This is a genomic window from Neokomagataea tanensis (assembly GCF_006542335.1).
Lineage (GTDB): Bacteria > Pseudomonadota > Alphaproteobacteria > Acetobacterales > Acetobacteraceae > Gluconobacter > Gluconobacter tanensis.
The window spans coordinates 948,362-972,500 of record NZ_CP032485.1; the positions used below are offsets into that span (position 1 = coordinate 948,362).

The window sequence follows — 24,139 nt, forward strand, 5'->3', positions numbered from 1 at the left end:
GCTAGAGAGTATTTTTATAAATTTGCAGCGCAGACAAATTCCTGCACCGCACAACATCAGCCTTGTAACGCTTACGCCTTTAACAGGGCTTCATATTCAGAAGGAACACCGCAAAAAGTTATGACATCAGCGGCGACGAGGTCGTAATGAATGCGTTTTCCTTCTTGGATTAAGTGATTGTATAGCGGGGCTACATAAAGCTCTGGCGCTGAAGGGGAGGCACGCTCGCACTCCAAAGCACGCAGAAAATCGTCTGCGCGGGCGAAGTGGTAAAGACCATCACAGCACAAATCAGAAATAGGCTTTTTCTCGGCTGTTTCTAGCGCAATTGGTTCGTGTGTTTCTTCGCCTGGTTTAACGTAAGACCAGTTCGCCCCTTCCCCACGGAACACTTCTAGGTAACCGTCCGAGTGCGCAAACCAAGGGGCCTCAGGAAAAGTAAAGTCCCGACGAAACGTATCAATATTGAAAATAGTTAGCGGGGTATCTGCATCGATATTCGCCGCACGTATACCGAGTTCAACGGTCTCAGCTTGCCCGGATGTCTCACGATCGAGAATAACAACCCTAACATCAGCGATCTTCATACGAGCCGTCGCTGCTTTAATGAAGGCCTCTGTGTCATTCACGGAACGGGCAATGAACAAAAACGGTACAGTCTCGAACAAAGCCGAAAAACCAGATATGGCATGATCGAAGACGGTCTGCTCGCCCAGCGGGAGCATGTACTTAGGGCGATCATACCCCGCACGTGTAAAACGGCTGGACAAGCCGGCCATAGGAATAACGATCATGCTGGGGCTCCGTCTAAGGCGGTGAAGAGACGCAAGGCGTTAGCGATGAAGGCTTGTTGACGGTCCGGACGGTCAGCGTGCAGCGGCAACATCGAAAGGAAAAGGCTAATCGTCATCGCGCGTATGTCATTCCCAGCTACGGCGCAGCCGCCAATTGTCATCTCACTAAGATAACCTTGCATCCAGGCCCGCTGGGATGAGCGCTCAAACGTCAGATCGTAAGCGTAATTTTGATCCCACTCCATTTCGTAACGGCCTGCAAGAATCAAATCGTACAGCCCATCGATTGAATGAGCGAATTTGGCAATATCGTAGCGCAGGTCTCCATAGGGTTCATGCTTGCCATCAAACACATACCCGCGGGGGTCAATCACTGAAATCCGACTGCTGCGCGAATTGTAAAGAATGTTACTAAAGCAGAAATCCCCATGCATAAACGTCGTCTGCATCGACGGATCATACGTTATGAGCGGCGCCACCTGTTCGGCCAACCCAATCAATGAAGGCATCGCCCTTCCACCATAGGAAAGCGGCTTCGACACATCAAAACCGGTTTCACGGGCAAAACGCTCAATACGATCAAAAGTCTTATTACCGACGAGCTGCTGAGTGTAAGAATCACGCGGGCTCGGGCCCGGCGATTGAGCACAAAGCTCAAGAAACTCAACGCAGGATGCAAGAATTTTGCGCCACGATGTACGGCCAATTTCAGAGAACACGTAAAGCTCTGAAAGATTAGGCGCGTACTGATATTCAGTAGTGTAAAAAGCGCGGTCTCCATCTCGCCCATGATCAAGCAACCGTGCAGTAAACGGCCTAAGAGCGGGCGGAGCACTGTTCAGCCATTTAGCTTCCGCATCCATTTTGAAGGTATCTGCGGAAATTTTACGTACGCTATTCGCCGTGATCTGAAGGGAATTGAAAGCGCGCGCCGTCGTTACAAGGCGTCGCGATGCAAAATATGTTTGGATATGCCCGAAATCAAACCAATCTGCGACTTCAACAAGACGCAGTGGGTGCTGCGTCAGATAGAGATTAATGCCGTCGACAAAGTTGCTGCGAGCTTGACTGAACGCCCGCACAAGTTCGGCCCCGTTGGAAAACGCGAAATAACCACATGCAATCGGGGTATCAGCCGGCTTGTCGTCTGTTGCAGCTAATGTTTCGAGGCGGACAACATTCCCGTTTTCGTGATGAACCGCAGCCCAAGAGTAGTCATCGCCGCCCGGACGAACAGCAACGATGTCTGTACCCGTTGGAATCTGCCCAAGGATTGTGTCGCCATGAAGAATATGAATAGGGCAAGCATAAGCACCGATCACATTGATCGCGTAGACTATTGCCTCGCTTAATTGAAGCTCCGCAGGGACCGGGACCGGTGTAACCCCTTTTTCGCGGAGACGTTGCCGATCGTGAGGGGGAATATCGAACGATTCGGGAACCGTAATAAACAAACGAATATTATCAGGAAGCTCTTTGCGCAGACTATCAAATTGAAAGTCAAATATCCGCCCAACTCCGAGCGGGAGAAAGGACGGCGGCAGGAGGCCAAACTCTGCTGCAAGCTCAGTACCTACAGAAGCACCCGACAGAATGAGTGCAATCGGAGAAACATCGATCATTTTTGCGTCCTGATCAGATCGTGTATCTCGCTCAAACTGAGAGAGAGGAATTCAGACGGGCGAACTGCGCGGTCATCTATGTAGAAACCTTCTGTGCCGCACCAAGGCTTGCCTACGTAAATTTCATCATAGGGGACATCATGCTTGGTGAGCCAAGCAATTATGATAGGCAAAGTATTGGCATTAATTTTGCCAACAACACCTTTGTAGGTACGCATATTCCGCGCAGTATGGATGAGGATTTCAAAGCCCTGCGCCTTGTATTCTCTCAGCCGCTCAATCAGCGGGAGATTGGGCTCCATGTCTTCGTAAGAGTTATTCGAATTATGGCGCGTCAGGGTGTCGTCGAGATCTACCACTAGTCGCTTCATCCGATTGGCTTCCCCAAAGCATCATTGCGTCAACGCTAGAACTCCAGCAGCAATACACGGACGAACCACTCATTCCTGCTGTGTCTACTAGACGCAAATTCAGATAACGTTATGCCGATAATACAGAGTGGTAGACGCTTGGCAATGGTCATCAAGCCTGCACACAAAAAATACTTGTAAGTATTTGCTCCGTCTATTGGTTATTCCGTGTTGCCATTTTTCTGCTTCCCCACAGGGTTAAGCATAACACGACTAGAATTAAACAAATTTAGCAAATATTTTTACAGAAATAGGAAACTTTATGCTGCGCTTTAATTCTGTACTGGATAACAATTTTCTACAAAAGAGGTCATTAAAGGTAAACTTCAGGACAGCCCCACCTCGTCGACACAAAATGGGATCATCGAATCTAAAAAATAACTCGTCCTTTTACCATTAATGGGTTTGACCGGGGTGAGATAACCTAAAGCTTAAATCAAACCTGATACAAAATTACCGAACCATCAAAAGCTACCCCATACGCTCAGCGTCACGGTGGAAATCTACAAGCCAGTAAAGCATCACTGCCTAGTTCGAGCTTCTAAGCATCGTATCTTGGTAAAATTAAACGTCCCTTCAACACCAATATAAGGGAACATTAACACTATAATATCGTACTAGCTCTATAATTTTGATGCTCGCCTTATGCATCATGCTTCGCTAACCTAGTTCACTAGATATCCTTAGTCATCGCTTGCCTTGATTGGGTTTATAACCTGAAAAAGAGAGCGCCAACGCGGTTCTGTTTAGGAAGATCGTAATTTATGGCACCGTTTATTAGAGTCATCAGCTTCATCTCAGAGGGGCAGAACTACGATACTGGATACGACCTAACAACTTCCGCCCGTATCTTGCAGGAACAAGCGCGCAACGTTGGCGCAGACTTTAAAATATACTCGCCCTCAGTCTTAAGAGGGCTTGGGGTAAGCGAACTCATACGCGAATATCCCGATGCGCTCAGTCTTCCAAACAACCCATTTTTGCACAAAGTCGGCTTTGCCGCATGGAAGCCCTTTATCATTCTCCATGAACTCGCCTCCATGAAAGAAGGTGACATTCTTATCTATGTGGATGGGAATGTTCATAAATATCACGGCTTGGTCAATTATGTTCGGGACTACAAGAATCTTGTAGACGTTTGCCTCAACGACCGCGATTTTTACATCGGCCGCGAACAGCCCGGGCATAATCTGCGCAGCAGGGACTACACAAAAGCTAACCAAATCCACGATATTGCGCTCGACGCTAAACTGGCTGACGTTTACCCACTTTTGATCGTCAACAACATCATGGCGCGCGTCACAAAAACGACGCAGCAGTTCTTCTTGAACTGGCTCGCTCTATGCATGCAAGAGCGTTACATTCTCCCGCCGAGGGATGATGAATTCCATCATTCTTATCGGTGGTTCTGCCCAGAGCAATCAAACCTCAACATGCTCGTTATTCGGTATATCCTCGAAAGACGCCTTGCTCCGCAATTTCCAGGCATCTCGTGTGAGCGTGACGGCATACCGCGCATAGCTGACAACGGCTATGTCCACGATGCAGGGGAACTCATCCAGCCAGACTTACCCTTCGAGCAGCAATTTGCTTCTGAAATTGAAGAAGCGCAAAACCTTCTACAGCGCGTTACCTCTCGGGCACCACTCGCAGAGGATTGGAGCATATTGCCATGCACGTTCGATGACTGGACGTCCCACGAGGACGATGCATCTACATCGCGCGAACAGAACGGGGACTTAGTTTTTTGCGATGGAACTGACCATCGCTACCACTTGATGCGGTACCGGCACCACTCCCTAGATCACGCCGTCGTCATGCTAGAGATGGATGTCCGCTTTTTAAAAGATGAAACGCGATTTTTAGTTAACCAATGGGGCGGCCACGATATTTGTGCCGTGTCAGCCAATATGGACATCGTAAAAAGCATTAACTGCATCGACGTGCGTGTTGGCCCTCGTGATGAAAACGGCTTTCACCACATCAAAGTTATTTTCTTAAATTATCACGAGTCTGTTTCAATCGGCAGCATTAAAACGTACGGGATAGAACCCGGAGAAGGCACACCAAGCTTAGTTTTCAGGAATATGCGCCTAGGTTATCGGCGTTTTTCAAAACTCTAATATTGCTCACGTAAATCGGACAAAAGCCTATACGCGTGGGGGCGGTGTCCCCCCACGCACTTCCGCAGCTTAGGGGTTTTGCGGCGGATAAACACGGTCTGCATGAGAACAAAGATATAAGTCAGGTAAGATATCCACGACATTCGGCGCGTGCATATATTCCCACATGTAAACCCATACCGGGCAATAACCGAATTTCAGAAAAATCTTTACCAAATGGTCACGACGGAGGCTCTCCACCTTATGGCGGATTCCCAACTTCGCAATGTCGTGCAGTTGCGCTCTCTGTTTCAGGCAGCGCCAATAGATAAAGATCAAATGCTCAAACGAGTGCCAGTTTGTTTTTAACAGCCACTCAGCCAACCCACCTGAACGCTCCACCATTTCTGCCTGAAACGCGAGGTAATCATTCGCTTCGTATAGTGGGGCATCAAAAAACCACGAAAACAGGCGGCCATTGTCACAAGATGAACGAACAAGGTTAGTAAGCTCACCATCCGCAAAGTACGACATGCATTTATCGACAATTGGAAGGACGTCACCAAACGGAGCGTCGGATGAGGCGAAGTAATCTGCTTTGCGATAATTCTCAATCATGGCGGGGAACAGCCCAGCCGTATCCCGCACAAAGACTGAATCGTCATCGAGCGAACAAACGTATTTGTAGCCTCTATTAATTGCATAACGAATCAAAAGAAATTTTTTGAGGTTTACGGCACAACCATCGTGATTTTCAGCATATTTCCTGGTCAATTCAGGCGATGAAACTTCGGATTCCAGATAATCGAAAACAGAGACGAACTGAATATCCAATACAGTGAGAAAGCTTTGTAAAAGACCCGTTAAAAGCTGTATTTGCCCCAGATCACTTGCGCCAATAATAAACGCCGTATCCTTACGGTTCGCCTCAGGCGTATGCGCAAGGTAGCTGTTCAACTTGGCCACAATGTAGGACATTTTGGACGTATGAACCGGTATGACAAAGCACTGTTTCATATTTTTTGCTCAACTGCCTGATTGCACGTGGGAGATACTCTAGCGACGAAAGCGGTGTAAACGGCCTTATACTTGGTCAATGTACTGCGGTTAACATTGTCGTTAGTCACGCAATTTAGGATAAACCTCAATCACGTACCATCGTAGCAATACAATACGCGTTATAAAGCGTACGTCCATCCAAAGCCGAGTATGATCCTCAATTATTCTGTGTATTGAGGTTATTGCGCAAAAATAATCTACCGATTTTTGTTGGCCTAAAGCTTTGTCTTGAAGACTAGGCTTAACTGAGGAACAAGTTCCTTTCCGACGAACCTTAGAACTTTAAGTAAGTTATCCCTCCGAATAAGGGGCGCCTGCTTTAAGTAAAATCTCTGCCGCCCTTGGGCGAAAAGCGACTGCAAAAAACGGCAGAGATTTAACGTACTAGCTGTTCTTAGAATGAACTGAGCGCAACACGTTTCCATGTATTTGCTGCGACACAAACGTAATGATAATTGGCGTCATCAGTGAATTGTCCGGCGGTGCAGCTTGCTGAGGATGATGCAGGCGTTGAAAGCGTCTCAATAAAGCTATTTGCCGTCATATTCCACGTTGATGTAACAGGCCCGACAAAGCGCCAGTTATTACCGTAATGGTTATTCGTAAAATAAATCGTATTTGATGGGAGATCATACTTAAATTGTACTGCAGTATTATTCCCATCGGCAGCGCCAGTATCCAAAGTAATAACGGGATTTGCAGATGATAAATGGATACCGCCTCCAGCACGAAGCGCCCCCTGCGCACTCAAATCCCCTGTTGTGTTAATAGTAGCCCCGGCGGACAAACCTTGTGCAAGTGTAACGCCGCTATTAGCAACGCGAAGTGAGCAATCCTTGTCTGTTTGCGCACCATTACACAGGTTAATACCATTTGGGCTCGATTTCGGATTTAGCTCGATATGCTCCTGAGTCGTGCCATTCCAAAGGGGGTCGCCATTTACTCCTCGATTTTGGGCACCATACCAATCGACTTGTACGCCAATATTCGTCGTAATATCCTTGCTCGAACCATTCGGGTCATTGCAACCAGTGCAACCTGCCGCAACGTTACGAACAGTCCAAATCCCCGGCATAATATTGTTCCGAGGCCAGCCACCATCACTTTCATAGCCAACGCGCTCGGACTGACGCCACTGAACTACGTTTTTGACGGACCCTGCAGCGAGCGGTGTTCCCTCATAGCCTGAGACAGAAAAGTTAATGCCAGAGAAAGGCAATGTCCAGTATTCACCACTTTGCTCATAGGAAATACTGTTTGCACCTGCTGCATTAACATCGAAAGAATCGTAAGAAGGCTGTCCAGCGCGCGGAAGTTTATTAAATGCGACTGTTAGACCGTGGAGATTAGGGCGAAAATTAACAGGATCATTGTTCCAAAGATCCATCTCCCAACCTTCACACGTTCTAAGCTGATTATTAGCTCCGCCTGAGGGGCTGTTAATATCGCCACGCCCATTAGAAGGGGTCGCACCATCCAGCGTACACAACGAATACATATTAAATGCTTTTGTATAAACACCGACCATAATAGCCGGCGCACCAAAGTTACTCCATGTCGTATCAAGCGAAGGCTTAGAGTTATCCGTTGTTGATACGCCAGGAATCTGACCTTGCGTCGTATTTTTACTATTAAAGACCTGCCATGCAGCAACTTTCAAGCCTGTGACAAGGCCCGCAGAGTTGGTCGAAACGCCTGAAACAACCCCCGCATAAGTCTGGATGGAGCACGTCTGGCAACCAATTTCGTTGGTCATTAGCCGGATACCCTGCTGGTGACCAACAAGCCAATTTGACATATCAGCAGGCAAAGGATTGGCAAATGTTGCACCACTCGCTGTAAAAGTCGGTGTATGGTCGAGACCATCACTAGCAGGCGGAAAAACATTTGTTGCCGTGTTCGATGTAATAACAAAAAGCGGCACTGAATTCGTCGCTTGCAGCACTTGGTTCGTGGCATCGAAATTATCATAATTTGCGATTCCGGTTGCGCCCGGTCCTAAGCCAGCCGCTTGTCCTTGGATGTTAGGGGTGCCCAACATGATTTGGGAGCATGTCCCGGCATTAGAACCACCATATGGCGAACAATGAACATTAAGATAACCTGAAGCGCCCTCAGACTGGCCACCAAGATGAAGTGTTTCCGGAGGTGTCGTCCACCAGTCCCCAACCGTATTATATCCACTGGGTTGTGAACCATCCGGATAACGGCCAAGGCCAATTTGGTTGCCGTACCACATTGTATAACCCGGGAGCTGGACCGCTTGTGGTCCTGTGGTGTTGGGGTAGTTGTTACCCATAATAGGTACGACGCGTAAGTCTTTTGACGATACAACTGACGCTGTAGATATAGGGGATGTCACCTCAGCATTCGCATTAAGCGCCGCAATGCCGTTAGGCGCGTTTGCTTTTATTGCCTGCGCAACTGTATCGGCGACAGAAGGACACGCAACAGGGCTTCCATCCGTACCAACACCGCATACCATGATAGAAGGCGCAACTTTATGCCATTGATTATTAGTATCTTTATAGGCTGATACTAAAGGTTTCCCGGAAATATCGAGAGATGACAATACCGTTAATGGCTTTTTCTGACCATTACTATCCGTGTAATACAAATTTTGATTGGTATCTGCACCGTTAGCAATACCTATTGTGCTGGAAACAGCACCGAATAGCATACTTAATACAGCACTTCTTTCAATATTACTTATTATCAAAGGGCGGTTAAAAGCTTGGAAAGGGGCGAATTTTTTTGTCTTCACGCGCAAATCTCCCACACGAACACTCAGCTCGGGCTGAAGCGTTAGTTACGAGGTAAAATAATGTCTAGAAATAAAAAAACCTTCCCCCAAAACGGGAGAAGGCTAGCCAAAAGCCGACTTCACAAAATCCCCAACGGAGAACATCTCCGCCTGAATTTATATTTAATTAAACGAAATCGCTATTATCGCATAAATAACACAAATACCCTGCGCGTGCAATAAGGTTGGGTGTTTTAAGGAGCGCCGTTTTATTATTTAGGTTTTGGGAATTGGTTGCGGGGGCGGGATACCAACTTTGGCGAACTTATCCCCTCCCCCTATGATTGATCGCTTAACGGTCGCTTTGCAACGCACATTGCACGGCCCACGAGCCATGCAAAGATAATCAAACTTTCAACGATTTTACTTCGTTTCCGCCTAACGGGACCTAGGTCAGGAAGATCCACTGTCAGAAGGATCCTCCCCCATGCTTGTTCAAGCGCATCGTTTTATCACACTCAACCAACGCCTGGGGAATGCCAGCACGCTCACACCAGGCGACATTGTCGATCTCGCAGCCTTCTACCAAGCGGGCTTCCCAAGCGAGAAAGCCCAGAACGCCGCTCTTCGCAAAGTCCTGCGGCAGATGGATCTTCCCGTAAAGGAATTCGCCCGCGACCTGCACCGAGTCAAAGCCTTGTATGACCTTTTGAAGGGCCCATCAGGCAGCACCAAGTCCCCAAAAGACACATCCTCTCTTCCCTCCCTGCCGAGGCCGTAATGGAACATAAGGTAGAAAAATGGGAGGGCGCACTTCAGCGAAAATCTACGATTTTCGCGTGCGGACCCGACGGGCCGAAAGCATGAGCCATGGCCCTGTATTCCTTACAACATAGCAGCATCGCCGCCACCGACGGGATTGGCAAAACAGCCGCACGATTGCGCTATATCTGTTGTAACCGCCAGGACCTCATCCTGCTTGGAGAACGTCATGGCCTGTCGGCCTATGACACGACCAACCTTCGTACCCTAGCCGAACGCCATGAAACGATGGCTGGCCAAAACGGCCGAATTGCCGAATGCTTCATTATCGCTCTTCCTCGCGAAGGAACGCCGGAGCTTCACCAGTATCTCGTCCGCGACTTTGCAGAAAAAGTCACGCATGGCACTGCCCCTTGGATCGCAGCCATCCATTACGACCGACCAGGCAATCCCCATGTCCATCTGATCGCGCTGGAACAAAACAAACCCCGCACCGGAGGAAAAGGACGGCCCAGCAAGGTCATCGGACTGTCCCGAAAAGGGGCGCTGGAACGGGTACGCGAAGAATGGGCCGAAACGCATAACCGCATCATGGCCGGAACTGGGCCACCGATTGATCACCGTTCTCTTGAAGATCGGGGGAAAGGCCATCTCCTCCCCATGCTCCATGAAGGGCCAGCCGCTCGGATCATGCAGGCCCAAGGCAAGCGTCCTGTCAGCCAGACCAAAACCAGGAAAAACGGACAAACCATAGACTGGCCCCAAATCGATGAGGGCCGCACCCGTAGCGAAACAAACACCATCGTGCGGCGCATCAATGCGCTCGCAAGCCAATTGAAGGGACAGGGATATGAGCGACGACCCAACCGAGTTTTTCCTGCGCCTTCAAGAAAGCGTAGACCACGCCCGGCAGCGAACCGAACGAGCAGCGCTCCGCCTACAAGAACGCCTCACGGCAATGGAGCGCATTACGGCACAATGCCAGCACCTTCTAGGGCAGGCAGAAAGTCTCCTGGACAGCACAAACACCCAACTGACCCAGACAGGAGCGGAGCCAGTAGCACAATCATCCCCCCGCCCTTGGAAGAGGGTCACACTGATGGCCGCCTCGTTATTCCTTACGGGGCTGATCTGCGGATGGATGATGCATTGAGATCCACCCCCTGGCGCTACTCCACCCAAGCACTGCATGAACAAGAGTACCAGCTTATCAAGCTTCTGCGTCATGGTTGGGACACAGTCCGTAGTATAGTCCACAAAATGATCAATGCCGCAGACTGGGGACGCCTTGCACCAGGCAATACCAAAAGGAGCTTGGCATCGCAGCAACCTACGGTATGGCCCAATATTCCGACACACGCAGCGGCCGCAACACATAACAAGAATATCCCCGCACGCTAACTGTTAAAGGGATTATCACTTTACTCTTACGCGTTAATTGCCGCATTCAGTTGCTTTGTGACGCGCCCCTCCCGTGCCTGTTCACCCCAGACGAATACGACCTCTCCACCACTAACCTCTTGAAGGCGTGCACCGATGTTGCGTTTTTCAAGGCTGTCGGCATTATCGGTCCGATCAGCGCCCTTATATTCAACAATCAACCTCCGACCGTCAGTCAGCTCTGCAACGAAGTCCGGATAAAATTTGTCAGTCGACGTCGGCAGTGAATAAGACCAAGCGGTACGATCAACATTCCGAACCCAGAATTTTACTGCTGGATGATCATCAATCGCCATGGCGGCCAAAAACTCCTCGCCGCCATGCTTCAAGTCGCCAACGTTCGCAAACAAATGCTTCTTGGGACGCCATGGCCCTGCGTATGGTGTCCGAGGATCGTACCCGGCTTTGCCAAAACTGAATCCATTGCTCCCGAGCGCCAAAACGGGCGCAATATCACTCATCAAAAGCTGAACGCCACGCGCCCCTGCTTCACGACGAAGTTGTGAAACCCGTGCGACAATTGCACGACGAAGCGCGTATTTTCCCCGAACTAACTGAGCAAGAGGGATACGCTCCACAACACCTTGCACGACCCTGCGGCAATATTCCAAGAAGATCGGCTGGGCGATGTCATACTGACGCGTTGTCCGATCAAGCCAGCGGGACAATGTTGCAACGTCCCATTCGCTCGCGTCATCAAGAGCCAGCTCTGGGGCTATGTCGATACGACCATAGATAATATGATCCCCGTCAATATCCATCTCGAATGTATCGGGACGCTCTGAAAGAGCAAAACCCGGAAGGCTTGTATCGACGACACGAAGATCCCAGCCCCCCACATCCACCAACGTTTCTGGGTAGATAATTTCAATCTGTCCATCGCGCTCGATTGCAAGGCGCGGCAGCGTTAAGACTGCTCCCTTCTCGGCAGGAGAAAGTGCCGCCGCGCGCTGCGCTATGAAGGCTTCTACTGCCGTCAGGGGAGACGATGTTTCTGTCGTAACAGCCTTCGCTACGTCACGAAGCACAGTATCCGACGCTGTCCTATCGAGCGTGACAGCAAACCGGCCAGCCCCATCATCTGCAATTCGGGTCGCAGCGACCATCCCGTCTGTCCAGGTCTTTTGATCCGGACGTTCTGGCAGATACAGCACCGGAATTTCTGCCTGGCTAAGCAACGGCTGTTCCTCACGCCATGCGAAGGTTTCAGGCTGCTCGACAATAGCCTCTAATGCTGAGCGCTCATCAAACCCCATGGAGGTGAGGCGATCCTTCAAGCCTTCGGCAGCCTCGAAGAAATTGCGTTCTGAGACATGCGCATATGCGCGATTCAGCTCCTCTGAGGAGCGCCGTTTGGCAAAAGGCATGCGCAACACGCGTCCCAGCAACTGCTCTACTGCCCCCTTACTCCTAATGCTGGTGAGTGAGCAGAAAACATAGGCAAACGAACAGTCCCAGCCTTCTTTCAAGGCATCCACCGTGATGACGTGCTCGATCAAACAGTCTGGTGCAAAGAGATCAATGCCGTCGAGCTCTCGCTGCTTGCCGGTGGCGACGGCGATACGCTCCTCGGGAATGCGGCAATCGTCCATCAAATGTCGCTTCACCACATCGACAGTCGCCTCAGCCCCCTCTCGCGCAGGCTGTGCTTGATAAAGTGCAATCGGACGTATCCCACCGCCATCATTCGCCGCAATTCTCGCCAGCCACGCCCGATTATCGACCGCATGCGTTAGAGCAGACTGCCAACTTCCATGCTGCGACAGATGAATAGGCAGCTTGATCATATCAGCGGCCTTCAATTCAGCGGCCGTCGCGGAGACGATAACATTGGAGCGCACCGGTGTAGCTGTGAACTCAACCACAGCAGACGGCGCCAATCGATCAAACACTTCTCCCGAAAGAGTAGTGGCAAAGTTATGGGCCTCGTCGACAATCACGAGGGGTCGATGCAATTTTAGAAGATTGGCGAAGCTGGCAATCGGCTTCCCGCGCCGCGGCCCTTCGTTATGCCGGAGCACATCCACGCCGGCAGGCAGGGATGCAAAATGCAGTTCCAGCTCTTCATCATCGCGATAGACATCGCGATCCGCGACGTTCGTGACACGGAAAGACTGGACAGTCGCGACAATAACCGTCGCCGCATCTGCCATATCCTGTGGCCGCAGTTGCCGTCGCTCATCAATACTATAAACGCGCACCGCCCCACCGAACGTGGCCTCCAAAGCCTGTCGATAGGGGTGCGTCATTTTCTTAAAGGCTTCCAGCGTTTGTTCGGCAATGGTGGTTGATGTCACCAGCCACAAAACCACAGGAAAACGACGCGTCAGATAGGTATCTCGGGCGACCCCAATAGCATGAGCCGCCAGAAGCGTTTTACCGCCTCCCGTTGGGAGGCGTAGGCAGCAATAGGGAACATCCGGCAGACCTGCGAGGGGCTGATAGGACGCAGCATATCCCCCCGGCCTACCCACGGCACAGGCAGCGTTATAAGCAGCAACGTGGTCTCGTATTGCGGCCTGATCCAGAAAAGTGCGCAGCGCATCCAAAGCGCGACGCTGATAGTCTTTAAGTTCCATCAGCGCGCTCTCACGTCGTAGGGGGTCTGCTTGAAAATCACGCCTTCTTCGGCCAAACGCGCCGCTCCGAGCTTGCTCCACTCACCATAAACAGTCATGGGGCCGCCCCAAGCACTTGCCTCGCGCAATCGGGCAAGAAGGGCAGTCGTTAAAACATTTCCCCCACTCACCGAGCGGTCGCCGAGAATGCCATTGTAGAGCAGGGCATACGCCATGCCATCATGCACGCCTAGTATGGGGGTACCCGCCGCCCCCGTAAACGGTGTTCCTGTTTCGCTAAACCAGACATGGGCCGCCAGTGTTGCAAAGGAAATACCGTCTGTGATGTGGCCGTCTGCGTCGAACACCGCCGCCCCCAATCGGTAAAAGCGATATCCTCCACCCCCAGCCCACTCGACCATCTTTGAGATGCCGCCTTGCTCGCCCGCAATCACCTTATCGAGCCGAGGCTTGCAATGGGTTTCTGCATGATCGCCCATCTCAATGCCAATCCAACGCCGTCCCATCTTCTGAGCAACCGCAGCCGTCGTGCCCGACCCGAGGAAGCTGTCGAGCACAAGATCACCGGGATTGCTCGCAATATGTAGAATGCGCTGCAAGAGGCGTTCGGGTTTTGGTGTACCGAAACTTACTTCGGCACCAAACAATATATTCGACTCTTTCTTACTTTCATCCGTATGGCCGACCTCTTCGTGTGGCCACCAAGTCCAAGGTGTCATTCCTTCAACTTCTGCGAGATATCGAATCACGCTGGGCTGTGCATTGCCGTCACGCCCCCAATAAATGCGACCATTATTCTCTAAGACCTTAAATTCACTCTCAATCATCGACCAACAACGCCCCTCTGGTGGCCTATGAACACGGCCATTAGGTGCCTGGATTTCATACATCTGATTAGGTCGATAACCTTGTGCCGTCATCGGCAAACCTCGCCAGCGCTTTTCGGGATCGCGTTCCTGAGGGTTATTTGGATCCCGGTAAATCTTTGCTTGTTTCTCATCAAGTGGGAGGCGATTGCGATCAACCTTAAAACGCGCAGGGGTTTTAGCATAAACGACAATGTACTCATGTACATCGCCTATGGCGCCACGGTTTTCTCTTGAATATCGTTTTTGCCAAACTGGGCTAGCAATAAAATTCTTTCGCCCAAAAATTTCGTCCATTATTACTTTTAGATAATGGCATTCGTTGTCATCAATAGATACCCAGATACTGCCGTCTTCTGCCAATAGGTCACGCAGGAGAACCAGACGCGGATACATCATGGCCAACCACTGGCTGTGTTCGAGGTTATCGTCGTAATGCTCGAACGCTGACTTCGTATTGTAGGGTGGGTCGATATAGATGCACTTAACCGCCCCCTTGTAGTATGGGAGCAGTGCTTTCAACGCGTCGAGATTGTCGCCTTGGATCAACATATTTCCGCTGATGACGTTCCCACCATCAAGTCCTGGGACAGCCTCTAACAGCCGGTAAGGCACATGAGCCACGGCACGCACGTCTTCACCGCGTGTCATCCAATCCAATATCGGCACTTAACCCCCAAAGCCTCTCATCGCATTGAAAGCAGTATAGCCGTTTGCTGTCCGAGACCAACCCTGCCCTACGTCTCATCCGACATCGCAGCTACCAGGCCCATCCGCGCCCCTTCTCGTCGCTGAACCTAATGAGCCTCCCCTTGCATATGCAGACGCGTTGCTGACGCGTTTTTTTGCCTACACCCCGCAGAAAACCGGCACTTTCTCGGACATGTAGACGCTGACGGGGGTCCCCATCGTCGCGGTCATTATTCCTTATCCAGAATAAAAATCGCTCCGCTGGCATTTTTTTGGCGTCATCAGCTTCCCTCGCCCCTGTTCTGGACCCAGGTGTCCTGTACGGCGCGTGCGTCGCCGTCTCCCCCTCATCCAGCATAAGGAGCGCCTCTGATGGCCCGTCATCCCTCTCCCAAAAAGAAAGCCCGACGATTACCCGCATCTGCACAAATCTCGATCTTCGATCAGATCCCAGAGAACCTCACGGAAGCCCAACAAGAAACGCTGCAAGGCTTCCTCAACCTGCGAACGACCAATACCAAATGGCGCGGTCAAGACATCGTCCCACCTGATACATTTTTGGCGACAGTCATTGATCGCTTTCATCACGGCTGCGATGTGCCCTTGGAAATTCCAGCCTTTACGGCCCTGCACGGCCTTGCAGCTTGGCTTCTCGACCAAAATATCCAGATTTCCGTTGCCGGAAGCATGGTTCGTCCGGACCTGTGGACCACTGTTCTGGCGGAAAGCGGCGCGAGCAAAACCTATGCCACCCGCGTCCTGCAAAATATAATGGCGCTCCGCCGGTTTCCCGAGGTCACAACAGCCGCACAATTCGTCGCAGACCTTCGGGAGCACAACCATGCAGCCTGGTTTCAGGATGAGTGGGGCCAGTTGATCAAGCGGATCAACAACCAAACCTACGCGGACGAAATCCGCGACTACCTGCTGCGTCTGTACGACAACCAAAGCATCTCCCGCCGCACCAAAACCCAGACCCTTGAAGGCAAGGATCCAGCCCTGGTCATCTTGGGAACAACGGTCACAGACACATTCCTGCAAAACGTCACGCTGGAAAGCATGCTGGATGGCTTCATGCAGCGTTTCCAATATGTCATCGCCGAACGCAGACCCGAGCCGCCCATGCCGCTCTACACCATGGACGATGCCCCCACATCCAGAGCCTTGACGGAAGCTTGGGAGAGGGTGCGCACTACAACCCTTCATCCGCTCTATACTGCCTCCCCCGAGGCCATAGAGGTCTATTGCACACAGTTTCGGAGGCTCTTTCGAGACCATGCCACCGTGCCGTCCAGTTTCTTCCGTCGGATCTTGTGGCGGAGCTTCAAATATGCGCTCGTTTACCATGTGCTCCTGCACAAGGAGACACCAGAAATCGACGCCGGGGATTTAGGCTGGGCTATCCGTGTCGCCGAACTGCACCTTCAAGACGCCCGCAACCTCTTGGACCGCTATAATATGTCGGACCTGGAAAAAGTGGTGTGCAAAGCCGAAGCCCTCGCTCGGCGCCTGGGGCACGCGCCTTCCCCACGAGAGCTCATCGCGGGGGTTCGAGACATTAAAAATGCCCCTATGGCGCGCTTTGTTCAGGACCTCATGCGGCCCCAGGAGCCGCAGCGTGATGCCCATGAGTCATCACGCCCGATGGCTGCCTAAAGGGGCGGGGCCTTTCTTCTCCGCCCTGTTACTAAAGTAGATAGAGCCAGGATTCCCTGATAATTTTGGCCTTTTGTTCGGCCGAAATGGCGCCGTCGGCATGCATGATCGTGGCAAGGCTCCGCAAAAAGCGCTGCATCTTTATCCCCCTCCCAAAGACGACGATTTGGTTATTCCTAATCGTTTCAATGGATGAAATCCGTACTTTGTAGAACGGTAATTGCCGCTCCAACGGGATTTGACAGGCGTAGCGCCCATAAAGTGACGCCGCATGCGGGCCGCAGTTATCATTTGGCCCCAAAGTCAGGAAGATCTTCCGCTTGTCTCGCTCTACCTCTCGATGGGCCCGTTCCATGAAGCACGCCCAGAGCCGACCGTTATATGGCGGGTTAATCCAAATCAGTCTGCCATCCCATGAGCGCGTGAGTGACCCGAACGGCCCTTCTGCCGTGTAGCGCTTTCTCGCTGGCAGCGGCACCAATTGCGCTTCAATGTTATGATGATGCTGCGCAGGAATAACGCTCAATGGAATCATTCGCCGCGCGTCTTCGGACAGAGGCGCTTCGTAATGGCCCGTGGCGCTCATCGAACAGGCATCAAGGTCGTACATTGACCTTCGTGCGGCTTTCAGCCCCCACTGGTAGATGAAAGCGAGCGTGTAGCATTCATCCCCCGCTCCTTTCGCCTCGGGAACTGTCCATTTTGCGAGCAGCAGACGTCGAGCAAGACCCGTTTGGGTAGTATGTTTCAGTGTCTTGAGGTCTTCCAGAGCCAGCTGCCTCTTATGCCAAGGCAAGAAGAGGTCGACCGCCTTTTTATTGGAATCTGGTTGATACTGGACGGGGCTGAGGTAAACCTCTTGTGACGAATAGGGGCTGGCATGCGCATCTCGCACGCGAATACGAAAGCCCTCCCCATTTGCTTCGACCTGAACGGCTCCCTGTGTGGTGTGCGGAACACGCCGCACACTGACAGCCTGCACCTTCGTCGCGAAGTAAGGATCGATGAGCACTTTTACGGAGGCCAGGACATATTGACCCGCCCTGATTTTGAGGTTGCTCGTGTCGGCCTTGGCAATGGTCAGGATGACGCTTCGGCCCCCTTGCCCTCCTTGAATGACCGACAGGTAGGACCCGCGAAAGGTGGGGCAAGCGTATTTTGTAGGGAGAACAGCGGCACGGTTGTCGTTAGCCGGAACTGGCGCTGAGACAGCAAGATTGTCGTTGGCCGAAGCGGTAGCGGCGCGGTGACGGAGCAAGTCCGGAATCCAGCACCTGAGGCGACGGGTATTCAGGCGCTGCATAACCTGATCCATCATCTTGTTTGTATAGTCGGCGGCGCGTTTGCGGCTTTTTGCGGAGAGTAGCATGATCTAGCCTCCCCTTAGCGTGCGCAAACGACGTGGGCGCGCTGCACGCCGTTGTCGTTGGTTGCGACGAACTCGCGGACAGCCTGACGGGCTAGCAAGTCGATGAAGGGACGCAGTGCGAAGAGCAGTTCCGCATCGGGGGTGAGGGTATCATTGGCGAGGGTGGCATGTCGTTTGGGCATTGGGATATTCTCCTATGAAGATCGCTATTGCCCCCGTCTTGCTCTGCGCTTTTCCCCGTATAAGAAGCTATGCAAGAACCTATTGGTTCTTAACGAGTGAGAAGGAGAAGAAGAAGATTTCTACGCCTTGATCGGGTGATCAGAACCTTGCCAGAAACACCGTCCCAGTCCGCACAGGAGACGCCTTCAATGAAGCCAACCACGCCCTCAGACGTGAAGGATATTCCCGCCCCGCTGTGGCAGACAATCGACGTCATCAATGTTCAGGAGATGGAATGGCTTGTCCCAGATGTGATTCCCCAAAAGGCACTCATCTGCCTCTATGGTGCACCCAATTGCGGGAAAACTTTTCTTGCCCTGCACATTGCGCTTTGCCTGATTATCGGGGTTGATTGCTTCCCAGCTGAGGCGGCAGATACACCCCCCAAACCGGTCCTGCCTGCCGCCCCGCAGCGTGTGGTCGTATATATGCTCGCCGAAGCGCCAGACAGCATCGGCCGAAGAATTGCCGGTTGGTTGGAGCATTTTCATTATGATCGGGTCACGGCTCAGCCGATTATTTCGCAAGGTCTTTTTGCATCGAGCCACACCCATCGTGTCAAACTGACATCGATCACGCAAATTGACACGTTCGCCGCAGAACTCGAAAGGATGAAGATTCATCCGGATCTCATCATTTTTGATCCGTTAATCAGCACGCTCGAAGGCGATGAAAATGATGCCTCTCAAATGGATCGCCTCATCACCGGCATGGACGCACTGCGACAAAAATTCGACTGCTCAATCATGGTGATCCACCACCCCGGCAAAGATGCGCGCATGATCGAACGTGGTAGCTCAGCCCTCCGGGGCGGCGTCGATACCCATATCGCTGTCCATAACGAGGCTGATCTCGTCGATGCGGAAGGTGCACCACTCGCTCATCGTATTCGCCTCGACATTGAGAAGCAGCGCGAAGCGCCACGATCTCCGTTTTTCTATCTCTCCATGCACCCGATCCAGGGCCCCCTCAACGCCCGAGATCGAGAATCAAAAAATGTTGAACTGGGACGTGCCCCCAATCCGAGCCATGCCCCGACCCGTCCGGAAATCGCCGCCAGCAAGCACGTCCGTCCGGATCGGAAAAACACACAACGTACGCGCAGAACCATTCCAGAACCTCTGATTGGAGCCCCCGCGCTCCGTCCCGCCATCAGCAACAAGGCCTATCACGAAGCCTTACGATGCTCTTTCGCTGCAAGCAAAATGGGCGACGGCACCTTCACAAAGGCGGATGTTTGGCGTGCTCATAAGGAGAATGCACGCAAGAGCGGCAAGAAAGAATTTTCGGAACCATATTTTTACAAGGTCATGGACCGCGTCGTCGAACAATCCAACCAGGTCCGGCACGTCGAAGGCGAAAAAACGCTTTATTGGAGTGGCGAAGTAGCAAAGGCTACGCTGAAAAAACGTCCACCAAAAACAGACCTGAACCCGCCCAGCGACAACACAGACCACCAATAGCGTCTCCTGTTGACGCGACCTGGTCTGGACATGTCACGGAAGATCGCGCTGAGTGGTTTTGAGCGGAAGAAGCAGACGAGACAAACGATGACGGAACGTGTTGCCCTGTATGGCCGGTTTTCAGATGACCGGCAGAATGCATCGAGTGCCCAGGATCAGATCCGTCAATGTCGACGCCGCGCAGAAGCTGAGGGCTGGACCATCTGCGCTGAATATATCGACGAGGCCATATCAGGTGCAGTCAGAAACCGTCCCCAATATCAAAAACTCCGTCATGCCCTCGACGATGGTGAGTTTACGATTGTCATGGCGGAATCTTTGGACCGACTCTCCCGCTCCCAAGAAGAGACGGCCAATCTTTACGAGATGTGCCGCTACCGAAAGGTCCGTCTCTTCACGCTATCAGAGGGCTGGATCAGCGAACTCCAAGTTGGGTTTTCATCGACGATCAACGCGGTCTATCTGCGACAACTAGCCGAGAAAACCCATCGTGGGCTGAGCAGCCGGATTGAGGCAGGACGCTCGGCAGGGGGCTTGTCTTACGGCTATAGGGTTCCCATCCAACCCAACGGTCTGCCGCAAACCGGACAACTTGAAATTGTCGCAGAACAGGCCGTGGTGATCCGACGCATTTTCGCGGAGTATGGGCGCGGGGTCTCTCCCCGCAGCATCGCCGCAGCCTTGAACGCGGACGGGGTTCCTGTGCCCCAACACGGAGCGCGTCGTGGCGACGGCACCTGGCGCGCCAATGCGATCCAGGGCAATAGAAAGCGCGGTACTGGTATCCTTAACAACGAACTCTATATCGGACGACGCGTCTGGAACCGTCTGCGCTATGTCCACCCGCCAGGCGAAAGCAGACGCGTTTCGCGCCTAAATCCCGAGGCCGAATGGAAAATTGAAGAGGTCCCGTCCCTGCGTATCGTGGACCAAGATATCTGGGACACAGCCCGAGAGCGCCAAAGACGGATTGATGCCGTCCGTGCTGAGAAAGATACCGGCGATGCCACCCATCTGAGCGGAACCCATGCCAGCCGTCGTCCGACTTATCTCCTCTCGGGCCTGGTCCGGTGTGGGGCATGCGGAGGCACGATGAATATCGCAGGCAGCGGCATCCGCCGTTTTTATTGTTCCAATGCACGAGAAAAAGGCCGCACGGTTTGTCAGGGCATGAAGGGCCTGCGCAAGGACGTGTTGGAACATACCATCGTCCACGGTCTCAAAGAGCATTTGATGCAGCCCGAAGCGGTCCAGGAGTTTTCTGACCGCTACGCCGCCCATCAGCGGAGTCTGGATGCAGGCCGCGAAGAAGCCGTGCGTCATCTGCGAACCTCCCTCTCCCGGACGGAAAAAGAAATCGCGAACGTGATGACTGCCATTAAGGCAGGAATCTTTACCGAAACCACGAAGTCCGAACTGGAAGTTTTGGAAGCGCGGCGTAAACAGCAAAGCGATGCTGTGGCGCAGGCGCAGGCGGTTGCGCCGGCCCTGCCGCCTAATCTGGCCGAGCTCTACCGTGCGACGATTACCAATCTCACCGAGAGCCTAACCCACCCTGACACCGTGCTGGACTCATCGGAGGCCATGCGGGGCCTGATTGACCGCATCATCGTCTCTTGGGACACCGAGCATGCGGAACACCGGATCGAATTAGAGGGTAAGTTGGTCGCGCTATTGAACGCGGGCCGCACAACAAGGGCGCAGAAAGCAAAAAACGCCTCGGGCGATGAAGCTGAGGCGTTATCGGAAAGTTCGTTAAAGTTGGTTGCGGGGGTAGGATTTGAACCTACGGCCTTCAGGTTATGAGCCTGACGAGCTACCGGGCTGCTCCACCCCGCGGATGAGTTTTGTGTGTTTTTTTTGTGTGTGTATTGGGTGAGCTAGGGGACCTGGCGGCGACCGACTTTTCCGCACCTTAAGGTGCAGTATCATAGGCGCTGAGGTTTTTCACGGCCGAGTTCGGGATGGGATCGGGTGTAGGATCCTCGCCATGGCCACCAGGTCTTCTAGCTCACCCTCGTGTTGGTAGAGGAGGGTGATGAGGTTGGTGTATTTTTGAGTGTGACTGATTTCTGTGCATGTGTTTGTGTGTGAGGATTATGAGCGATTAGTACCGGTTAGCTGAGTACATTACTGTACGTATACACCCGGCCTATTAACGTGCTGGTCTTGCACGGCTCTATGAGACCTAGTTTTGAGGTGGGTTTCCCGCTTAGATGCTTTCAGCGGTTATCCCGTCCGAACTTAGCTACCCGGCTGTGCCACTGGCGTGACAACCGGTGCACCAGAGGTTCGTTCATCCCGGTCCTCTCGTACTAGGGACAAATCCTCTCAAGTCTCTTACACCCACGGCAGATAGGGACCGAACTGTCTCACGACGTTCTAAACCCAGCTCACGTACCACTTTAATCGGCGAACAGCCGAACCCTTGGGACCTGCTCCAGCCCCAGGATGTGATGAGCCGACATCGAGGTGCCAAACCTCCCCGTCGATGTGGACTCTTGGGGGAGATCAGCCTGTTATCCCTAGAGTACCTTTTATCCGTTGAGCGATGGCCCGTCCACGTGGGACCACCGGATCACTATGGCCGACTTTCGTCTCTGATCGAGCTGTCACTCTCACAGTCAGGCGGGCTTATGCCATTGCACTCGACAGCCGGTTTCCGACCGGCCTGAGCCCACCATCGCGCGCCTCCGTTACACTTTGGGAGGCGACCGCCCCAGTCAAACTGCCCACCATGCAGGGTCCCGGATCAGGCTGACTGATCTCGGTTAGACATCAGAAAAATTCAGGGTCGTATTTCAAGGATGGCTCCACCGGTGCTGGCGCCCCGGCTTCAAAGCCTCCGACCTATCCTACACAGAATTTTCCTGATGCCACTGCAAAGCTACAGTAAAGGTTCATAGGGTCTTTCCGTCTGACCGCGGGTACCCCGCATCTTCACGGGGAATTCAATTTCGCTGAGTCGATGCTGGAGACAGTGGGGAAGTCGTTACGCCATTCGTGCAGGTCGGAACTTACCCGACAAGGAATTTCGCTACCTTAGGACCGTTATAGTTACGGCCGCCGTTTACCGGGGCTTCAATTCAATGCTTGCACATCTCCTCTTAACCTTCCGGCACCGGGCAGGCGTCAGGCCCTATACGTCATCTCTCGATTTCGCAGAGCCCTGTGTTTTTACTAAACAGTCGCTACCCCCTGGTCTGTGCCACCCACACATGGTTGCCCACGGGTGGGTCTCGTTTATCCCGAAGTTACACGAGCAATTTGCCTAGTTCCTTCAGCATCGTTCTCTCAAGCGCCTTGGTATACTCTACCAGTCCACCTGTGTCGGTTTCGGGTACGGTCTATATGCTAGAGCTATTTCCTGGAATGGTCCAAAAGCTGGTTCAATCCGATAAGAACCAACAACATATCTCATTCGTCACTTCTAGCAGGCTCAGGACTATTAACCTGATTCCCATCGACTACGGCTTTCGCCCTCGCCTTAGGGGCCGGCTCACCCTGCGTGGATTAACCTTGCGCAGGAACCCTTGGACTTTCGGCGACAGTGTTTCTCGCACTGTTTATCGCTACTCATGTCAGCATTCGCACTTCCGATATCTCCAGAGGGGGTCACCCCGCCTCCTTCGCAGACCTACGGAACGCTCCGCTACCGCGCATTCATAAGAATGCACCCACAGCTTCGGCACGTGACTTGAGCCCCGTTACATTTTCGGCGCAGGGTTTCTATTAGACCAGTGAGCTATTACGCTTTCTTTAAAGGATGGCTGCTTCTAAGCCAACCTCCTGGTTGTTTTGGAATCCCCACATCCTTTCCCACTTAGTCACGATTTAGGGGCCTTAGCTGGTGGTCTGGGCTGTTTCCCTCTCGACAATGGACCTTAGCACCCACTGTCTGTCTGCCGGACTATACTCCTCGGTATTCGGAGTTTGGTTAGGTTTGGTAAGGCTTTGGGCCCCCCTAGCCCATCCAGTGCTCTACCCCCGAGGGTAAACATCCGACGGTCTACCTCAATAGATTTCGCGGAGAACCAGCTATTTCCGAGTTTGATTGGCCTTTCACCCCTAACCACAGCTCATCCCCGACTTTTTCAACAGGCGTGGGTTCGGCCCTCCAGTGCGTGTTACCGCACCTTCAGCCTGGCCATGGCTAGATCACTCGGTTTCGGGTCTTCTGCCAGCAACTCAGTCGCCCTATTCAGACTCGCTTTCGCTACGCCTACACCTAACGGCTTAAGCTCGCTGCAAACAGAAACTCGCTGACCCATTATACAAAAGGTACGCCGTCACCCCATAAGAGGCTCCGACTGCTTGTAGGCGTCCGGTTTCAGGTCTCTTTCACTCCCCTTATCGGGGTGC

At 52.4% G+C, this 24,139-nt stretch carries 15 protein-coding genes, 1 tRNA gene and 2 rRNA genes (1 of these 18 only partly in view); 6 read left to right on the top strand and 12 right to left on the bottom strand.

Annotation, left to right across the window (positions count from 1 at the left end):
- Positions 1-71 precede the first annotated feature (71 nt).
- From D5366_RS04370 to D5366_RS04380, 3 genes are read right to left on the bottom strand one after another with little or no spacing between them, the layout of a single operon-like run.
- Complete coding sequence (locus D5366_RS04370; RefSeq protein ID WP_141492450.1) at positions 72-794, bottom strand: glycosyltransferase family 2 protein; 723 nt, start codon at positions 792-794, stop codon at positions 72-74.
- Positions 791-2,416 (bottom strand): capsular biosynthesis protein, encoded by a 1,626-nt coding sequence (locus D5366_RS04375; protein WP_141492451.1) that lies wholly within the window; start codon positions 2,414-2,416, stop codon positions 791-793. The genes D5366_RS04370 and D5366_RS04375 overlap by 4 nt, the downstream gene beginning before the upstream one ends.
- The gene (locus tag D5366_RS04380; RefSeq protein WP_141492452.1) at positions 2,413-2,787 is read right to left on the bottom strand and encodes an HAD family hydrolase; all 375 of its coding nucleotides are present in this window, start codon (positions 2,785-2,787) and stop codon (positions 2,413-2,415) included. Before D5366_RS04380 ends, D5366_RS04375 begins: the two co-directional genes overlap by 4 nt.
- Positions 2,788-3,590: 803 nt before the next feature.
- Between D5366_RS04380 and D5366_RS04385 the strand changes: the two genes are divergently transcribed.
- Positions 3,591-4,949, top strand: a complete 1,359-nt coding sequence (locus tag D5366_RS04385; RefSeq protein WP_141492453.1) for a hypothetical protein — start codon at positions 3,591-3,593, stop codon at positions 4,947-4,949.
- A 69-nt stretch (positions 4,950-5,018) separates the two neighbouring features.
- Here D5366_RS04385 and D5366_RS04390 read toward each other — a convergent pair whose 3' ends face one another.
- Positions 5,019-5,906 carry a hypothetical protein gene (locus D5366_RS04390; protein WP_141492454.1) on the bottom strand — a complete coding sequence of 296 codons (888 nt, stop codon included), beginning with the start codon at positions 5,904-5,906 and terminating at the stop codon, positions 5,019-5,021.
- 475 nt (positions 5,907-6,381) lie between these two features.
- Positions 6,382-8,751, bottom strand: coding sequence for a hypothetical protein (locus D5366_RS04395; protein ID WP_141492455.1), 2,370 nt, complete (start codon positions 8,749-8,751; stop codon positions 6,382-6,384).
- Positions 8,752-9,217: 466 nt separating this feature from the next.
- Here D5366_RS04395 and D5366_RS04400 point away from each other — a divergent pair, with 466 nt between their 5' ends.
- Both D5366_RS04400 and D5366_RS04405 read left to right on the top strand, forming a co-directional pair.
- The gene (locus D5366_RS04400) at positions 9,218-9,511 is read left to right on the top strand and encodes a hypothetical protein (RefSeq protein WP_141492456.1); all 294 of its coding nucleotides are present in this window, start codon (positions 9,218-9,220) and stop codon (positions 9,509-9,511) included.
- An 89-nt stretch (positions 9,512-9,600) separates the two neighbouring features.
- Entirely contained in the window at positions 9,601-10,893 is a 1,293-nt protein-coding gene (locus tag D5366_RS04405) for a MobA/MobL family protein (RefSeq protein WP_141492457.1), read from the top strand.
- 26 nt (positions 10,894-10,919) lie between these two features.
- On the opposite strand, the gene D5366_RS04410 is transcribed toward D5366_RS04405, so the two are convergent.
- Together D5366_RS04410 and D5366_RS04415 are read right to left on the bottom strand one after the other, a co-directional pair.
- Positions 10,920-13,511 (bottom strand): DEAD/DEAH box helicase, encoded by a 2,592-nt coding sequence (locus D5366_RS04410; RefSeq protein ID WP_141492458.1) that lies wholly within the window; start codon positions 13,509-13,511, stop codon positions 10,920-10,922.
- Positions 13,511-15,046 (bottom strand): site-specific DNA-methyltransferase, encoded by a 1,536-nt coding sequence (locus D5366_RS04415; protein WP_141492459.1) that lies wholly within the window; start codon positions 15,044-15,046, stop codon positions 13,511-13,513. Before D5366_RS04415 ends, D5366_RS04410 begins: the two co-directional genes overlap by 1 nt.
- Positions 15,047-15,439: 393 nt before the next feature.
- Between D5366_RS04415 and D5366_RS04420 the strand changes: the two genes are divergently transcribed.
- Complete coding sequence (locus D5366_RS04420; RefSeq protein WP_141492460.1) at positions 15,440-16,723, top strand: DUF3987 domain-containing protein; 1,284 nt, start codon at positions 15,440-15,442, stop codon at positions 16,721-16,723.
- A gap of 31 nt (positions 16,724-16,754) precedes the next feature.
- On the opposite strand, the gene D5366_RS04425 is transcribed toward D5366_RS04420, so the two are convergent.
- Together D5366_RS04425 and D5366_RS11795 are read right to left on the bottom strand one after the other, a co-directional pair.
- Positions 16,755-18,092, bottom strand: a complete 1,338-nt coding sequence (locus D5366_RS04425) for a hypothetical protein (RefSeq protein ID WP_141492461.1) — start codon at positions 18,090-18,092, stop codon at positions 16,755-16,757.
- A gap of 14 nt (positions 18,093-18,106) precedes the next feature.
- On the bottom strand, positions 18,107-18,274 hold the full coding sequence (locus D5366_RS11795; protein ID WP_170211046.1) for a hypothetical protein: 168 nt from the start codon (positions 18,272-18,274) through the stop codon (positions 18,107-18,109).
- A 189-nt stretch (positions 18,275-18,463) separates the two neighbouring features.
- On the opposite strand from D5366_RS11795, the gene D5366_RS04430 reads away from it, so the two are divergent.
- Positions 18,464-19,777, top strand: coding sequence for an AAA family ATPase (locus D5366_RS04430; protein WP_141492462.1), 1,314 nt, complete (start codon positions 18,464-18,466; stop codon positions 19,775-19,777).
- Between the two features lie 87 nt (positions 19,778-19,864).
- The gene (locus D5366_RS12210; protein WP_408902238.1) at positions 19,865-21,583 is read left to right on the top strand and encodes a recombinase family protein; all 1,719 of its coding nucleotides are present in this window, start codon (positions 19,865-19,867) and stop codon (positions 21,581-21,583) included.
- Here the strand turns inward: D5366_RS12210 and D5366_RS04445 are convergent.
- The 3 genes from D5366_RS04445 to D5366_RS04455 all read right to left on the bottom strand — a co-directional run.
- Positions 21,540-21,616, bottom strand: a tRNA-Met gene (locus D5366_RS04445). The two genes, D5366_RS12210 and D5366_RS04445, sit on opposite strands and share 44 nt — an antisense overlap.
- Before the next feature lie 48 nt (positions 21,617-21,664).
- Positions 21,665-21,779: ribosomal RNA gene (rrf, locus tag D5366_RS04450) — 5S ribosomal RNA — on the bottom strand.
- 85 nt (positions 21,780-21,864) lie between these two features.
- A 23S ribosomal RNA gene (locus D5366_RS04455) occupies positions 21,865-24,139 on the bottom strand (it continues 462 nt past the right edge of the window).

Excerpts from the sequence above, each read along its gene's own strand:
- D5366_RS04410 (WP_141492458.1), bottom strand. The coding sequence starts at position 13,511 with ATGGAACTTAAAGACTATCAGCGTCGCGCTTTGGATGCGCTGCGCACT.
- D5366_RS04400 (WP_141492456.1), top strand. The coding sequence starts at position 9,218 with ATGCTTGTTCAAGCGCATCGTTTTATCACACTCAACCAACGCCTGGGG.
- D5366_RS04390 (WP_141492454.1), bottom strand. The coding sequence starts at position 5,906 with ATGTCCTACATTGTGGCCAAGTTGAACAGCTACCTTGCGCATACGCCT.
- D5366_RS04420 (WP_141492460.1), top strand. The coding sequence starts at position 15,440 with ATGGCCCGTCATCCCTCTCCCAAAAAGAAAGCCCGACGATTACCCGCA.
- D5366_RS11795 (WP_170211046.1), bottom strand. The coding sequence starts at position 18,274 with ATGCCCAAACGACATGCCACCCTCGCCAATGATACCCTCACCCCCGAT.
- D5366_RS12210 (WP_408902238.1), top strand. The coding sequence starts at position 19,865 with ATGACGGAACGTGTTGCCCTGTATGGCCGGTTTTCAGATGACCGGCAG.
- D5366_RS04405 (WP_141492457.1), top strand. The coding sequence starts at position 9,601 with ATGGCCCTGTATTCCTTACAACATAGCAGCATCGCCGCCACCGACGGG.
- D5366_RS04375 (WP_141492451.1), bottom strand. The coding sequence starts at position 2,416 with ATGATCGATGTTTCTCCGATTGCACTCATTCTGTCGGGTGCTTCTGTA.
- D5366_RS04370 (WP_141492450.1), bottom strand. The coding sequence starts at position 794 with ATGATCGTTATTCCTATGGCCGGCTTGTCCAGCCGTTTTACACGTGCG.
- D5366_RS04425 (WP_141492461.1), bottom strand. The coding sequence starts at position 18,092 with ATGCTACTCTCCGCAAAAAGCCGCAAACGCGCCGCCGACTATACAAAC.
- D5366_RS04430 (WP_141492462.1), top strand. The coding sequence starts at position 18,464 with ATGAAGCCAACCACGCCCTCAGACGTGAAGGATATTCCCGCCCCGCTG.
- D5366_RS04385 (WP_141492453.1), top strand. The coding sequence starts at position 3,591 with ATGGCACCGTTTATTAGAGTCATCAGCTTCATCTCAGAGGGGCAGAAC.
- D5366_RS04380 (WP_141492452.1), bottom strand. The coding sequence starts at position 2,787 with ATGAAGCGACTAGTGGTAGATCTCGACGACACCCTGACGCGCCATAAT.